We start from the raw sequence: 13867 nt of genomic DNA, 5'->3' as shown, positions 1-13867 counted from the left end.
AATATCAACATATCCACAGAGATATTTTTAAAGGATTTTTATTTTTTTTAATCTTTTTAAAACCTTTTAGCTGCTCTGTAAGCCTTGCTGTATCTGGCCTCAGAGTGGGTCAATATGGGGAATACCAAAAGTTATTATGGGAAAGAGCCAAAGTTCCTATGGGAATCACCATAAGTAACTATGGGAAAGAGCTAAAGTAACTATGGGAAATGGCTAAAGTTCAAGAGAAGAAATTAAAGTTGTTTTATTTGATGGATATAGGCTTGACCTGCAGTGTAAATAAGCCAATTATGGGTAAAAATATAACTCCCCACAGTTGGTGCTCATGTCTGAAATCGTTACGCTTCCAAAAGCGAAAAGAAACGTAAAAATATCGCAATCGAACGAGCTTACGCAGGCGGCTTACTACCTATCTCTCCAAGCAAAACGAGTCCTATGGTTATGCCTCATGCAGACCTATCATGAAGATGAACATGATGGGGTTTTCCATATTAAAGTTGCCGATTATCAGAAATATTTTAACGTTAGCCAGGCAACGGCTAGTACCGATGTTAAGAAGGGCGTTGATGTACTATCTGACTCTTCAGTGACTTTCTATTTCTCTGAAGGTGAGTACGAGCAACGTAAGTTGCCTTGGCTTGCTGAAGCTGGATTGAAGAGAGGGCGAGGGCAGTGGTCACTGGAGTTCAACTACAAGGTGATGCCTTATCTTCTGGGGTTAACCAGAGAGTTCACGACCTATAGTCTTTATGACTGCGGGAAGATCAATAGTGTCCGGGTAATCCGCCTTTACGAAAGTTTGTGCCAATTCCAAAGCAGCGGGATCTGGGTAACGACATCTGACTGGCTTGCAGAACGTTATCAGTTGCCACGCTCTCAGCAGAGTAACTTTGCTGAAATGAAAAGGACTTTCATCATCCCTGCCTTAAAGAAGATCTCCGAAACAACACCTATCAAGGCTTCGATGTCTGAAACAGATGAAGGGAAGCTTATATTCACAATCGTGAACAAGATGAAACAACAGAACTAACTTTAGGTATTACCCATACCTTCACTCCATATGCTTACTTTAGGTATTTCCCATACCAATGGCTGTAAAATAGCTTTAGGTGTTTCCCATGATCTGGGGCGCACTCATAGTGAATTGAAAAAAACTTTGCAACCGATAATGAAATATAAGCTATCATATTGATTAATAGGTATTTTAAAAGGGGTTCTATGGGGCGTTCCATGCCAGTGAAGATCGGACTAAAGGAGTTTTCTTCGAAAAAAGCTGCTGTCAGTTATTTCTTAGATAAACGGGAAGAGGTGAGGAACGCTGGTGTTATTACCAACGGAATATTTTTTGACGAACTGAAGGTGTTCTTTACTCTCTATTGCGACAGTTGCCCAGGGTGGGGATTGAACGGTAGATTGGTAACCGGATTTTCGGTTAAGTCTGAAAAACGCTTAATCAACGGTAACTGGATTACCACTCTCTGTTATGAAGCCCAACTTAGTAACAAAGAATGCCGGCCTTTTTCCATCCAGGAAGCCGTTAAAGTCATCGCAAAATCCTCTGCAACAAACGACCTTTAAAGTGGTGCGAAATGTATGATTTACTGGAAAGGGACCCGAAAAATTTCAGGATCGCATAATAAGCAGCACAAAAGATTATTATCTGGAAATGCAGGGTGACGAAAGATGATGAACCTGTACATACAGGGACATTAGACTTAAAGGAAGGATCTGGACATAAGGGAATTTGTCGATGCCGTAGGGAAAACGTTTAAGGCAAGACAGCTTTCTGATAACAAAAAATTTTGAACATGAAGAAAATCTTTTCTTTCTTTGGTGAGGGTGAGCTGTCTGAGAGACCCGAGTTCATTGTACGCCTAGCTCACTAATCAACCAAATATGCGGCACTGTGAACATTAAATCAAGACAGCGTAGAAGCAATTTAATCTCTCAGTAAGTGACAAAAAGGTCACTAATTTCGCTGGACGCTAGAGCCGCAAGCGGTTGCCACCTGTTGACATGTGCCAATATTAGGCTGATAATATTTCTATGGAAGGTTACAGAGATTCAGAAATGGATCGCTTCCCACTGCCGGGTAACCGGTTCGGCCAGTCCGAGGCAACAGTGTTCTGCCCTGTCAGGCATGTTCTGGCAGCTGAGGCCCCCGAAAGGGGGCCGCCACCTAACGATTCCTTACTTCTTTTGGTATTGCCCCATTCCTTGGTTTCTCAGCTGTATCTTTTGCGACTTTAAACAAACTTACTGATTTATTTGGAATTGCTTCGCCTTCCGAACCTGGCCCTGTCCGTGCGAAGAAAGCCGAAAGGATATGCATGCGTAAAAGACGTTTTTCTTTGAAGAACGCGATGCAAATCTTATATGGTTCAACCTGCTGGGTAGCGCTGTTCATCATGTGAAGAGTAAAATACTTTTCTGCCGTTGTTTGATAAATGCTCATGGCGGGCAATTGATGGAGGATCTGGCGAATATGCTTTGACGCTTCATAGCGCTCCATACAAACATTCTTAGCTTCACGACCATCCCGATAGACGACGGGAATATTCCAGTTCGTTAGATCTTTGGCAAAGCAATGCAGGCCATAAGTGACAACAAATTTATAGTCAGCCTTTTCTCCTTTGTACGTAATATCATGAGCATCTAGATGGTTGAGAGAGTAAGTTATGCCCGCATGTTCAAATGGTGCCCAATTCTGGACAGAATCAATCTGATACTTTGCCACTTTTTCGCCCGGTTTTTTTTTTGCATCTTATCATCATTTCGCAATAAAACGCGCCTCCCCCTTGTGCTGCGTGTGTGGTTCGCCGCCATATCTCACGCTACGCCTTTCTCAACTCCTGGCTGTTAACGTCACAATTAAATCATGAAGTTTGGATATAGGGTCTGACGCTTCCAGTGCAAACATTCTCTAGGTTCGCGACATCGTGCCGTTTGGAGGAAAATCAAATGCTCAGAACTCTCAGCAAACTATAATGCAGATGACCTTCTTATTTATTAAATCAGAAGATATTTTAGTTAATTTTTGAAAAATGCTTATTTGGTACAGATTGAAGAACGCTTTGGTTCACCAATTTCAAAAGCAGCATAGAACGAGATTCTCCATCTACTTCCTGGAATATGGCTTCCAGCCCTTCAAAATTTCCTTCAGTCAGCAACACTTTGTCGCCGTTTTGAATCCCAAAACCCTCACTGCTTTGATGCCCAGGAATGCGTTCCATTAACTCGGCCATAAAGCTATCGGTAAGATTCGCCAACTTATTACCAAAGCGAACAAAGTGACTAACGCCTCTAGTTGCTGCGAGAGTGGTCGTATGGATGATCTCAGGGTCAAATTTCACGAACATGTAATTTGGGAAGAGTTGCTCGACGCCGTGTTTGATTTTCCCCTTTACCAGGAGTTGACCCTCAATCACCGGATTGAAACAATGCACACTCTGATTTGTTAAATGTGCCTGTGCTCTACTGGACTGACCACTTTTACAATAAAGCAAATACCATGCTGCGCTCATAATAACCCCGCTGAATTAAGTGCTGTATATAATTACACTTTTAAATGTATACCCAAATGACATGATACTAATCATAGCTAAATTTGATTAAAGACACTACATAAATGACACCGATTATTGTGATATAACCTTAATGACACACTAAGGGGTATATATGTATATTTTCGGCTATCTCCGGGCTTCAACAAAAAGCCAGGATGCCAAACGGGCGCAAAAGCGGATGAAATCCTTTGCGGAAGATAACGGATATCGTGTTGCAGCCTGGTACATAGAGAATGAGTCCGGTGCGTCACTCCAGCGTCCTGAGTTAATAAGGCTGTTAGACGAGGCAGATAAAGGGGATGTGATCCTCATTGAGCAGGTTGATAGGCTTTCACGCTTATCCGAGGAAGACTGGGGAACGTTGAAAGCCATCATCAATGAGAAGCAGCTGGCAGTAGTGAGTTTAGACTTACCGACAAGCCATATGGCTTTGAGTGGGAAGGGCGGGAGCGACTTCACCGGAGCAATGCTCAGGGCCATCAATGGCATGATGTTGGATATGTTGGCCGCAATTGCAAGAAAGGACTACGAAGACAGGCGCCGGCGACAAAAAGAGGGTATTGAAAAAGCAAAAGCTGAGGGCAAGTTTCATGGGAGAAGGGCCAACCAGTCTTTGCATATGCTAATTCTAACATTACGAGAAAGTGGAAAAAGCCTGGCAGATGTTTCTCGAATGAGTGGTGCTTCATTAAGTACTGTAAACCGAGTATGTAAGAAAAAACGTGAAGAGGGTGAATAGATGCTGATCGGGCAGTTGAGGGCGGTATCAGGTTATTTTGACAGAATGTCACCCTTCAACATGGATGTGCTGAAATGTGTGGCTCTGGTTGCCATGCTGGTCGACCATGCAAATGATATTCTGTTGTCGCCCTCGAGCCCTATACTTTACGCCGCCGGCCGTATGGCCATGCCGCTTTTTGCGCTTATCTTTGCTTTCAATATGGTAAAACAACCCACGCGTGCTCAGGAACTAGCGAATCGGCAATGGAAGTGGGCTACTATTACCCAGCCTTTTTTTGCCTTTGCTTTTCATGGCCATCAGCCCTGGTTTGCATTGAACATTTTGTTTGTCTTTGCCGTGTGCAGCCAACTGGTCGCCTGGGTCTATCCCCGGACAAATTATTGCTGGATGAAAAGCATTCTGCTTATCGCAATCTTTGCATGGCCACTCTCAATTGCCAGTTATGGCTTAGCGGGCATTACATTTGTATTGTTCTCCGTTCTGATGTTAGCCAGCGTTACGCCAGGAACGACGTTATTACTTGTTTGGCTTTTATCACTGATCAGTTTAAATGCTGCATCTTTAATGGTTGCATCGCTGCTAAAAGTGGTCATTTTCGCAATTATTCCCACGCTGTTTTTACCGTTATTTATGCTAGCTTTAACGGATAACACTAATAAGATAGAGAAACGCTTTTTACCTCGACAAACTTTCTATTGGCTGTACTGCGGACATCTTCTAGTCTTCGGCATAGTTTCAGTTTTAATCAGAGCTGGCATTATTTAAAAAAGGCCTAAACGGAAGCTGATGTTATCCGCCGTGGCAGCATTGCTGGGCATGCCGAAAATTAGGGCCGCTCAACTGCGTTCAGTAGTTCTCTGCATCCAGACCCCAGTAAGGCTCTAGGGTTTTGAGCACTAAGAACTGCAGAGAGCCGTTGTCGAGGTTCAAGTGCGCCGGTAGTTGGTTAGGCGGGAGCCGGTGTTCCACAGTGAAGGTCTGGGTCAGTTTGATCTTACCCATCAATAGTGGACACGCGACTTTCGAGGGCTCTACTGGGAAATTATTTTCTCCATATGATTGTCTGAGAGACACTTACTATCTGCGAAATATGCTCTGATTAAGACACTTATTCATACCGTATCTGTTGCTGTATTAAATGCGCGAAATATATGCATTACAGGTGACTGAGACAGTGTTCTTCCTAATCTATTTGCGTTTATCAAGTAGCATCCGTATTTAAAGATAACACTCACTCCACGATAAAATGACATCAGCAACGTATTCAGCATCCTGAGCATGCGTCAGCAGATGATCCGCCTTACCTAATGAAATGAAACTCTTAGGATGTTTTGCTGCCTTGAATATCTTTTCGGCTTGTTCAATTAACACTGTGTCGTCTTCAGGCGCATGGAAAATCAGCAGCGGTTTGTTCATAGTGAACACCTTATGGGCGATTTTGTGTTCCTGAATATTCTCCAGCATCTGTTTCTTCAGCGTAAATACCCGTCCGGCCAACTCAACCGGATAGGCTCCATGATGATTAATGTCTTCAATACTGTCCTTGAACAGGCGCTGTACGTGCTTCAGCTCGCCGGGTGAGCCGATGGTGACAACGGCCTTTGCTTCAGGGACTTCGCCTGCGATGGAAAGGATAGCCGATCCGCCCAGGCTATGGCCGATGAGTAAAGAGGGCGCCTCATACTGTCGTCGAAGATAATCTACCGCACAAAGCAGGTCCGAAATATTGGATGAGAAGTTGGTGTTTGAAAAATCACCTTCGCTGTTTCCCAGACCGGTGAAATCAAATCGAAGAACGGCGATCCCGTTCTCTGTCAGTTTTCGTGCAATGCGAGCCGCGCCCTTGAGGTCTTTACCGCAAGTAAAACAATGGGCTAACAGCGCAAAAGCTCTAGGATTTTCAGGAAGTTCAAGCAATCCCGCCAGTTCCTCACCTGCCGCATTTTTGAACGTGAATTTGAGTTTTTTCATGGGGTATTCCGGTGCCTTAAATTGGTGTCATGTATTTTCAACGTAGTAGAAAGCAATCTCCCGCATCGCATGTTGAATATCGCGTTTTCATCCGTGCCCTTAGGACGTGAAATGGAGATTTATGATAATTGTCCGTCATCACCATCCGGCATGAATGCTGAATATTGTGCTTTCTATTGGAGTATCATTTACACTATGCTACCAACTAGATGGTAGTTTACAAGAATTTTATGAGGACTCACTGAATGGCCAAATGCACGCTCATTCTTAAAATATCCCTTGCGATGCTGGCCTTTGCGGCAAACTCCATTCTCTGTCGCCTGGCACTTAAAGGAGGTCACATAGATCCCTTTTCATTCAGTAGCCTCAGGCTGGCCAGTGGTGCATGCGTCCTGATACCTTTCCTGTTTTATCATACAAGGACGACTTTATCGCTTTGGCGGCCACTGAGCGGGTTTTATCTGATGGTGTACGCGGTGCTGTTCTCTGTCGCTTACATCCACCTCGATACCGGGGCCGGTGCGCTGCTGCTTTTTGGTGCCGTGCAGTTTGCGATGGTGACCCATGGATTATTTAAAGGGGAATCACTCTCCGTGATGCGGGCATGCGGTCTTGTTCTCGCCCTGGCGGGAATTGCTGCCCTCCTGTTACCCGGTGCCAAAGCACCGCCGCTTTATAGTGCGCTTCTGATGCTCGTCGCCGGATTAGCCTGGGCAGCCTATTCGATCAAGGGGAAGGCGGGTCAAGCCGCCGGGGCATCAACAGCGGCAAATTTTGTTTTCGCCGCGCCCATGGCTCTCGTTCTTTCAATGCTGTTTATGAAGCATGGTCATTACGATGCCACGGGCATTGGTTTGTCATTACTGTCCGGCGCCGTCGCCTCAGCAGGTGCCTATGTGCTTTGGTACACCCTTTTACCCTCTCTTGGATCTATCACCGCCAGTACCCTTCAGCTCAGTGTTCCCTGTTTGGCCATGTTAGGGGGAGTCATATTTCTGGGTGAATCCCTGACGGTCAGAACGGTATTTTCTGCTCTGGCCGTGCTGGCTGGCATCGTAATGGTGACGCGGGAAAAGGCAAACACCCGTCGCCCGATGGCTAAGGTGAACAAGCATAAACACGACAATTAATTCATGCGGTTGGAATGGCACGCTTATGTTCAACAAGCGTGCCTCTTATGCCGATTCGCTATCAGACCGGAAGGAATACTGAGGTCAACGTTTCATACTTCACCTAAGGCAGGTTCATGAAATGAAATATGATTTTGATGAATACGTGAGCAGAGAGAAAACAGACAGTCTGACCGTGGACGGCTGGCGGGAATACTTGTTTGCGGGACAGTCCGAATTTGCGATGCGGTATCCGGCAGAAGGATTAATCAACCTGTGGGTTGCTGACATGGCCTTTGCCACACCAGAGCCGGTTCTTCAGGCTATCAGGGACCGTCTGGATAAAAAAATACTTGGCTACACTAAAATTTATAACGCTGATTACTATGATATTTTTGGAAGATGGTGTGAGCGACAATATGGCTATCGTTTCAAAACGGAAGACATTGTGCTGTCTCCAGGCATTATTCCCGCGCTCAACCGTCTCGTCCCTCTTCTGACCGACCAGAATGACAGTATCCTTATCATGACGCCTTCGTATGGCCCTTTTAAAAAAGCGGGTGAATACAGTCAACGGCGCGTGTTGTACTCGGCGTTAAAAAAGTCAGCCGATGGCTGGGAACCTGATTGGGAAGACTTTACACGCAAAGCCGGTCAGGCCGATTTAGGCGTAAAAATCCTTTTCCTGTGTAATCCTCATAACCCGACCGGGCGGGTCTGGCGGCCTGATGAACTCCAGCGGATTATTGAAATTTGCCTGGCCAACGACATTTGGGTGATATCAGATGAAATTCACTGCGATCTGTCCCGAAGTGGTATCGTCCATACACCGGCCGCCTCTCTTTTCCCTGATTCCCGACGCATCATTACCTGCATGTCCTCGAGTAAAACATTTAATCTGGCGGGGAATTTGTTGGCAAATATTGTTATTCCCGATGCCGTTGTCAGAAACGCCTGGCGTCTCAGGCACGACGAGTTCATCTCCCCGCTGAGCCTGGCGGCAAACAAAGCGGCGTGGAGTGAATGTGATGACTGGCTTATCCAGCTGAGGGAATACGTTGACGGGAATTTCCAATACCTGCACGACTATCTCAAACGCAATTTACCCGAAACCAACTTTTCGATCCCCGAAGGAACTTACCTGGCCTGGGTAGACATGAGTTACTATCTGCCCGACAGCGCCGGTGAGGATTTATCACTATATTTTGCCCGCGAGTCAGGGGTGCTTCTTGAGGGCGGCTTGCTGTTTGTCGACAACGGGGACGGATATATTCGGTTAAATCTGGCGTGCCCGCGGGCTATGCTGGCTGGTGGGCTGCAACGAATCTCACAGGTGTTGCGAACGCCGGTTCCCCATAGGGTGTAGCCTTTCTCACAGGCCGTTTTTGGACTGTCAGTATTCAACCTGAACCGGCATTACACCTTGTACCGAGAGCATAAAAATTAGCGAATCTCAGGCGTCAATAACGAATGACTCCTTGGCTGGAGACAACACTGACCGCCTGAGTATCACCGTTGATTTCCACGTCGCCTCACCAAAAAACAAAACGCCAATCCTCGAGCAAGGCTTCGTTGACCCTTCAACAAAACTGGCCACGGCTCACGATTTTTACGGTGGCTTAACGGTGGATGGCACAGAGCTTATTGCCGTCAGGATCGCGTACATACGCTAAAAAGACCGATCTAATTGGGCTTACCCGCACGATAGGAGCGTCTTCGATAGTGGTGCCTCCGTGAGCGAGTGCAACCCTGTGGAAAGTTAATGCCTGCTCCTGAGAGCTGCATTTGAAAGCGGTCGTTCCTCCATTGGCAATGAATGCAGGCTCATCATTGATTGGCTGAGTGGTGCAGAACATGTTGCCATCGTCGTGTTAGAAAAGCCGGACATGCCCAGTTGCATTGACATCCAGTGTAGGTTGGGGGCCGCTTAGAAAACGGAAAATATCCTATGCTAAGCCAGTGACTTAAGCTGGTATGACGGTCCGCTTTGTGCCAGGCGCGGACATTTCACGATTCTACTTATGTGGCCAAAATCGGTATTCCACTACACTTTAGAGAATTTATATCAATAGGTAAGATAAAATGAAGGTTAATTGGAGTTTCATTCGGTTACACAGACTCACCGTTCAGTTCATGACGTACTCAGAAATTATCACTGTCAGAGTTCATGAAAAAAATACAGGTAAGGGATTATCAGATGCCGTCTCTATACACACTCAATGACCTACTAGGGTTGCTTGTTTTTTCCCGGAAATATCACTTTCTCCACAATGATCTGGACCGCCTGTTCATTGCATGGGCTGAAGACCAAATCACCGAAGGAAATGATTCAGAGACTCTTTTAATTCTCGCTTCACTGGGGCTTGATAACCAACCTGAGCGGACCGAGGTTGAATTATTTATCTCACGGTACATGGCAGAGCAGCGGATAGATCTGCCACCGCTAAAAACAGCAGCATTGGTCTGGATTAAGCTGTTTGTGCGTCAACTTTCCCAGTGTGCGTCCATCCATGATGCAGAACAGAAAATGTATTTTCTGGTGTGTCATTGGCTTGAACCTGACGTAAAGATTTTCGCTGCGGTCGTCGATACCCTGAAATCGCTATACTGGCATCTCTTTGATGAATGGGAGGGACCAGGCACAAGCGAAGCAGCAAGGATGGAGGAGTCAGAATTCTTTGAGCTGATTAATCGTACGATACTGCCCTATTCCCGTAAAATTGAGGACCCAGATTGGCTGAATCTGCTTGTTCGGTAATTTTTCCCAGCATCCTGAAAGATGCATTTTCTATGTGCATAATTCCATCAGATTTGACTTCCCTTTCGCATTTTACTTGAGTATATCCAGCAAGAATATCATCGTTCACCCGAGGAACCTTGGCATAAGATCGAACGTGATTTAACAGCCGCTCTGTGCCAGAAGCGGACATCAAATCATGCTATCAACATAAATGATGGTTTAGTAAAACCTCAAAGAAGTTAACCGGAGTAAAAAATGCGTAGGATCATTGTTGTGGAGTATGAAGAGCAATGGCATACCCGATATGAGGCTGAAAGGGGCTTATTACAGAACACGCTGGGGAAGGTAATTTCACAGGTTCATCATATTGGCAGTACGTCTATACCGGGGCTATCAGCAAAACCAATCATAGATATATTGCTGGAGGTATATGATCTGGATGAGCTGGATAAATTAAACTTTGCAATGGAGCGTGCCGGATACTACGTTCGTGGTGAAAATGGAATTTCAAATCGAAGATATTTCACTAAAGGAGAAGAGCACCGTAGTCATCACGTTCATGCTTTTGGTGTAGGCAATCCTCAAATAGTAAAACATCTGGCGTTCCGCGATTATTTGAGAAAAAACAAGAAAGAAGCTGATGAGTATGCTGAGATAAAGCATGCTGCAGCACTGGCAAGTGAGGATAATATTCCTCTCTATAGTACTCTTAAAGCCGACTTTATCGCTCATCATCTCCGGCTGGCACTTAGAGACTACAAATAGCAAAAGTTACTTTCGGCACAAATGCATGATGTGGTGGTATGTCCGCTCTTCGCTCTCAGCAGACCTTCAGCGTCACGTGTTTGTCTGCTGTGTGCCAAAAGCGGACGTCTGAGCAGCGCTAAACTTCAATGCCCGCATGCATTCTGTCAGCCTTAGGGAAAATATCCGGCAAAAGGAAGCCAAATGGAGCTGATTTATACCGATGACAGCATACTCTGCGGGCATCCGCTATCTTCCGCGCATTGACCCCGTTTAAGTTTCGTGTAGAGTAAAAAGGCCTTTTGCCGGGGTAAGTTCTGATTCTTATCTGCCCGGCAGGCATTCATGATCAGTGCTGAAATCCTTTACAGCCGGTCTTCCTGGTTCCTTAAGGTGCATAAGCCCCCCGTAAAGGAGTTATAAAAAACCATCATGCGTATTACGCCACCATAAGTCGTCCCCCCTCTCTGTCGCACTGAGTAACCTCAGTCGCGCACTCATAAGCATCCCGTCTGCGGATGTGCTTTTTCGTACATAAATTTTGCCCTCACGGGCTGACTGTATTCAAAAACTGAGAAACTACTATGTTGCTGTCCTCGACGCGTAAGGACTGGCTGGGTAACGTCCGTGGTGACGTCCTTGCCGGTATTGTGGTCGCGCTCGCGCTTATTCCGGAAGCGATCGCCTTTTCCATCATCGCTGGCGTAGATCCGCAGGTCGGTCTCTACTCCGCGTTCTGTATCCCTATCGTCATGGCCTTCTTTGGTGGCCGCCCGGCGATGATTTCCTCCTCCACCGGTGCGATGGCACTGCTGATGGTCACGCTTGTGAAAGACCACGGGCTGCAGTATCTGCTCGCCGCCTCCGTGCTTACCGGTCTGTTCCAGCTCGCGGCCGGTTATCTGAAGCTCGGCAGCCTGATGCGCTACGTGTCCCGTTCGGTGGTGACCGGCTTCGTGAATGCGCTGGCGATACTCATATTTATGGCGCAGCTGCCGGAACTCACCAACGTCACCTGGCACGTATATGCGCTCACGGCTGCCGGTCTTGGAATCATTTATCTCTTCCCGTATCTGAATAAAACCATTCCCTCCCCCCTGGTCTGCATCATTGTGCTGACCGCGATTTCCATGTGGCTGCACCTCGACGTGCGCACCGTGGGTGACATGGGCAAGCTGCCGGACAGCCTGCCGGTATTCCTCATTCCGGACATCCCGTTTAACCTAGACACGCTGCTGATTATTCTGCCGTATTCCGCCGGGCTTGCCGTGGTGGGGCTGCTGGAGTCGATGATGACCGCGACCATCGTGGACGACATGACCGACACGCCGAGCGACAAGAACCGCGAGTGCAAGGCGCAGGGTATTGCCAATATCTGCACCTCGTTCATCGGCGGCATGGCGGGCTGCGCGATGATTGGTCAGTCGGTGATTAACGTGAAATCCGGCGGACGCGGGCGTCTTTCCACGCTCACGGCGGGCGTTGTGCTGCTATTAATGGTTGTATTCCTGCGCCAATGGGTATCACAGATACCGATGGCGGCCCTGGTTGCGGTGATGATTATGGTCTCCATCGGCACCTTCTCCTGGCGCTCCATCAGCAACCTGCGCTCCCATCCGCTCTCAACCAGCGTGGTAATGCTCGCAACCGTGGTGGTGGTGGTGGCCACGCATAATCTGGCATTTGGCGTGCTGACCGGCGTGCTGATTGCAGCGCTGAACTTCGCCACCAAGGTCGCCCGCTTCATGGCTGTCTCCTCTGAGCTGAAGGGAGATACCCGTACCTACACCGTGACCGGCCAGGTTTTCTTTGCCTCGTCTGACCGGTTTACCAGTCATTTCGACTTCCGCGAGGCGCTGGAGCGCGTAGTGATCGACGTGACGCACGCCCACTTCTGGGACATTACGTCGGTCAGCGCGCTGGACCGTATCGTGATCAAGTTCCGCCGTGAAGGTACGGAGGTGGAAATCAGGGGCATGAACGACGCGACCCGCACTATCGTTGACCGCTTTGGCGTTCATGACAAACCCGAAGAAGTTGAAAAGCTTATGGGCGGCCATTGATTCACAGGAGAATTCAACATGAATAATACCGTTATTGCCTGCGTGGACGGCTCGCCGTCAACCCGCGCGGTTTGTGAGTATGCGGCCTGGGCGGCCGATAAGCTGGACGTGCCGCTTGCCCTGATGCATGTGCTGGAAAAAAATGACCCTCCCGCCGTGTCCGACCTGACCGGCATCATCGGCATCGACAGCCGGGAGCAGCTGACTGAAGAGCTGGTCCGCATCGAGGGCGAGCGTAGCCGACTGATGATGGCACAGGGAAAGGCAGTGCTGACTGACTGTGCGGCGCTGCTGAAGCAGGCCGGGCAGCCGGAGGCCCAGCTGATGCAAAAGCACGGCGCGCTGGATGAGATCCTGGCAGAGCTTGGCGATATCCGCCTGATGGTGCTGGGCCGCAGAGGCTCCTGGAATCCGGTTGGCAGCCACCTGGAAAGTGTCATCCGGCTGCAGAAGCGGCCGGTGCTGGTCGTGCCGGAAACCTTTTCGACGCCGTCACGGGTCATATTTGCGTATGACGGCAGTGAGGCGAGTCGGGAAAACCTGATGCGCCTCACCGTCAGCCCGCTTCTGAACGGCATGACCTGTCATCTGGTCATGGTTAACGGCAAAGCGTCGGCGTTGCATGATGCGCAGGCGATCCTGCAGGAGGCTGGTATCGTCACGGAAGCCCAGCTACTGGAGGATAAATCTGTCACCGGCGCCTTATGCCGGTATGCCGATGAGAATGGCATCGACCTGACGGTGATGGGGGCTTATGGCCATTCACCGCTGCGCCGTTTCTTTATCGGCAGCCACACCGCGGAGATGCTGTCAGAAAGTCGGCAGGCTCTGCTGATGCTGCGTTGAAGCGCACGGGCCTGGCTTTCAGGCCCGTCTTATGACATCTGAAAGAAGTGCGGCGCAGCCGGCTTTACGGGATAAGATCCAGTACA

14 protein-coding genes are annotated in these 13867 nt (G+C 48.0%); 11 read left to right on the top strand and 3 right to left on the bottom strand.

Annotation, left to right across the window (positions count from 1 at the left end; all coding sequences use genetic code 11):
- Positions 1 to 325: 325 nt before the first annotated feature.
- Both AC0Z7K_RS19420 and AC0Z7K_RS19415 read left to right on the top strand, forming a co-directional pair.
- A complete protein-coding gene (locus tag AC0Z7K_RS19420) occupies positions 326 to 1030 on the top strand; it encodes a replication initiation protein (RefSeq protein ID WP_485615537.1) in 705 nt (234 codons plus the stop codon).
- 200 nt (positions 1031 to 1230) lie between these two features.
- Positions 1231 to 1578, top strand: coding sequence for a hypothetical protein (locus tag AC0Z7K_RS19415; RefSeq protein ID WP_485615535.1), 348 nt, complete (start codon positions 1231 to 1233; stop codon positions 1576 to 1578).
- Between the two features lie 601 nt (positions 1579 to 2179).
- Here the strand turns inward: AC0Z7K_RS19415 and AC0Z7K_RS19410 are convergent.
- Together AC0Z7K_RS19410 and rfaH are read right to left on the bottom strand one after the other, a co-directional pair.
- The gene (locus AC0Z7K_RS19410; protein ID WP_439292209.1) at positions 2180 to 2737 is read right to left on the bottom strand and encodes a hypothetical protein; all 558 of its coding nucleotides are present in this window, start codon (positions 2735 to 2737) and stop codon (positions 2180 to 2182) included.
- Positions 2738 to 3026: 289 nt separating this feature from the next.
- Complete coding sequence (gene rfaH / locus AC0Z7K_RS19405; RefSeq protein WP_439292208.1) at positions 3027 to 3524, bottom strand: transcription/translation regulatory transformer protein RfaH; 498 nt, start codon at positions 3522 to 3524, stop codon at positions 3027 to 3029.
- A 154-nt stretch (positions 3525 to 3678) separates the two neighbouring features.
- Here rfaH and AC0Z7K_RS19400 point away from each other — a divergent pair, with 154 nt between their 5' ends.
- Entirely contained in the window at positions 3679 to 4305 is a 627-nt protein-coding gene (locus AC0Z7K_RS19400; RefSeq protein WP_485615533.1) for a recombinase family protein, read from the top strand.
- Positions 4306 to 5073: a TraX family protein gene (locus AC0Z7K_RS19395; protein ID WP_485615532.1), complete on the top strand. Its 768-nt coding sequence runs from the start codon at positions 4306 to 4308 to the stop codon at positions 5071 to 5073. It abuts the gene before it with no gap.
- Between the two features lie 453 nt (positions 5074 to 5526).
- On the opposite strand, the gene AC0Z7K_RS19390 is transcribed toward AC0Z7K_RS19395, so the two are convergent.
- Positions 5527 to 6279 (bottom strand): alpha/beta hydrolase family protein, encoded by a 753-nt coding sequence (locus tag AC0Z7K_RS19390; protein ID WP_390976656.1) that lies wholly within the window; start codon positions 6277 to 6279, stop codon positions 5527 to 5529.
- 245 nt (positions 6280 to 6524) lie between these two features.
- Between AC0Z7K_RS19390 and AC0Z7K_RS19385 the strand changes: the two genes are divergently transcribed.
- The 7 genes from AC0Z7K_RS19385 (at position 6525) to AC0Z7K_RS19355 (ending at position 13781) form a co-directional block, all read left to right on the top strand.
- The gene (locus AC0Z7K_RS19385) at positions 6525 to 7409 is read left to right on the top strand and encodes a DMT family transporter (protein WP_390976658.1); all 885 of its coding nucleotides are present in this window, start codon (positions 6525 to 6527) and stop codon (positions 7407 to 7409) included.
- Positions 7410 to 7530: 121 nt separating this feature from the next.
- The gene (locus AC0Z7K_RS19380) at positions 7531 to 8754 is read left to right on the top strand and encodes a MalY/PatB family protein (protein WP_390976660.1); all 1224 of its coding nucleotides are present in this window, start codon (positions 7531 to 7533) and stop codon (positions 8752 to 8754) included.
- Positions 8755 to 8866: 112 nt separating this feature from the next.
- Complete coding sequence (locus AC0Z7K_RS19375; RefSeq protein WP_390976662.1) at positions 8867 to 9061, top strand: hypothetical protein; 195 nt, start codon at positions 8867 to 8869, stop codon at positions 9059 to 9061.
- A 524-nt stretch (positions 9062 to 9585) separates the two neighbouring features.
- Positions 9586 to 10146, top strand: coding sequence for a hypothetical protein (locus AC0Z7K_RS19370; protein ID WP_390976664.1), 561 nt, complete (start codon positions 9586 to 9588; stop codon positions 10144 to 10146).
- Positions 10147 to 10383: 237 nt separating this feature from the next.
- A complete protein-coding gene (locus AC0Z7K_RS19365; RefSeq protein ID WP_122096187.1) occupies positions 10384 to 10893 on the top strand; it encodes a GrpB family protein in 510 nt (169 codons plus the stop codon).
- Positions 10894 to 11456: 563 nt separating this feature from the next.
- Entirely contained in the window at positions 11457 to 12935 is a 1479-nt protein-coding gene (locus AC0Z7K_RS19360; protein ID WP_485615529.1) for a SulP family inorganic anion transporter, read from the top strand.
- A gap of 18 nt (positions 12936 to 12953) precedes the next feature.
- A complete protein-coding gene (locus AC0Z7K_RS19355; RefSeq protein WP_390976666.1) occupies positions 12954 to 13781 on the top strand; it encodes a universal stress protein in 828 nt (275 codons plus the stop codon).
- Positions 13782 to 13867: the final 86 nt, after the last annotated feature.

Source organism: Rahnella sp. 1L-D-7-B-C2, assembly GCF_057290995.1.
This window is presented reverse-complemented; position numbering and strand designations above follow the sequence as displayed.

Coding starts and splice junctions, on each gene's coding strand:
- AC0Z7K_RS19355 (WP_390976666.1), top strand. CDS start 12,954: ATGAATAATACCGTTATTGCCTGCGTGGACGGCTCGCCGTCAACCCGC.
- AC0Z7K_RS19370 (WP_390976664.1), top strand. CDS start 9,586: ATGCCGTCTCTATACACACTCAATGACCTACTAGGGTTGCTTGTTTTT.
- AC0Z7K_RS19385 (WP_390976658.1), top strand. CDS start 6,525: ATGGCCAAATGCACGCTCATTCTTAAAATATCCCTTGCGATGCTGGCC.
- AC0Z7K_RS19380 (WP_390976660.1), top strand. CDS start 7,531: ATGAAATATGATTTTGATGAATACGTGAGCAGAGAGAAAACAGACAGT.
- AC0Z7K_RS19365 (WP_122096187.1), top strand. CDS start 10,384: ATGCGTAGGATCATTGTTGTGGAGTATGAAGAGCAATGGCATACCCGA.
- rfaH (WP_439292208.1), bottom strand. CDS start 3,524: ATGAGCGCAGCATGGTATTTGCTTTATTGTAAAAGTGGTCAGTCCAGT.
- AC0Z7K_RS19415 (WP_485615535.1), top strand. CDS start 1,231: ATGCCAGTGAAGATCGGACTAAAGGAGTTTTCTTCGAAAAAAGCTGCT.
- AC0Z7K_RS19395 (WP_485615532.1), top strand. CDS start 4,306: ATGCTGATCGGGCAGTTGAGGGCGGTATCAGGTTATTTTGACAGAATG.
- AC0Z7K_RS19420 (WP_485615537.1), top strand. CDS start 326: ATGTCTGAAATCGTTACGCTTCCAAAAGCGAAAAGAAACGTAAAAATA.
- AC0Z7K_RS19390 (WP_390976656.1), bottom strand. CDS start 6,279: ATGAAAAAACTCAAATTCACGTTCAAAAATGCGGCAGGTGAGGAACTG.
- AC0Z7K_RS19400 (WP_485615533.1), top strand. CDS start 3,679: ATGTATATTTTCGGCTATCTCCGGGCTTCAACAAAAAGCCAGGATGCC.
- AC0Z7K_RS19360 (WP_485615529.1), top strand. CDS start 11,457: ATGTTGCTGTCCTCGACGCGTAAGGACTGGCTGGGTAACGTCCGTGGT.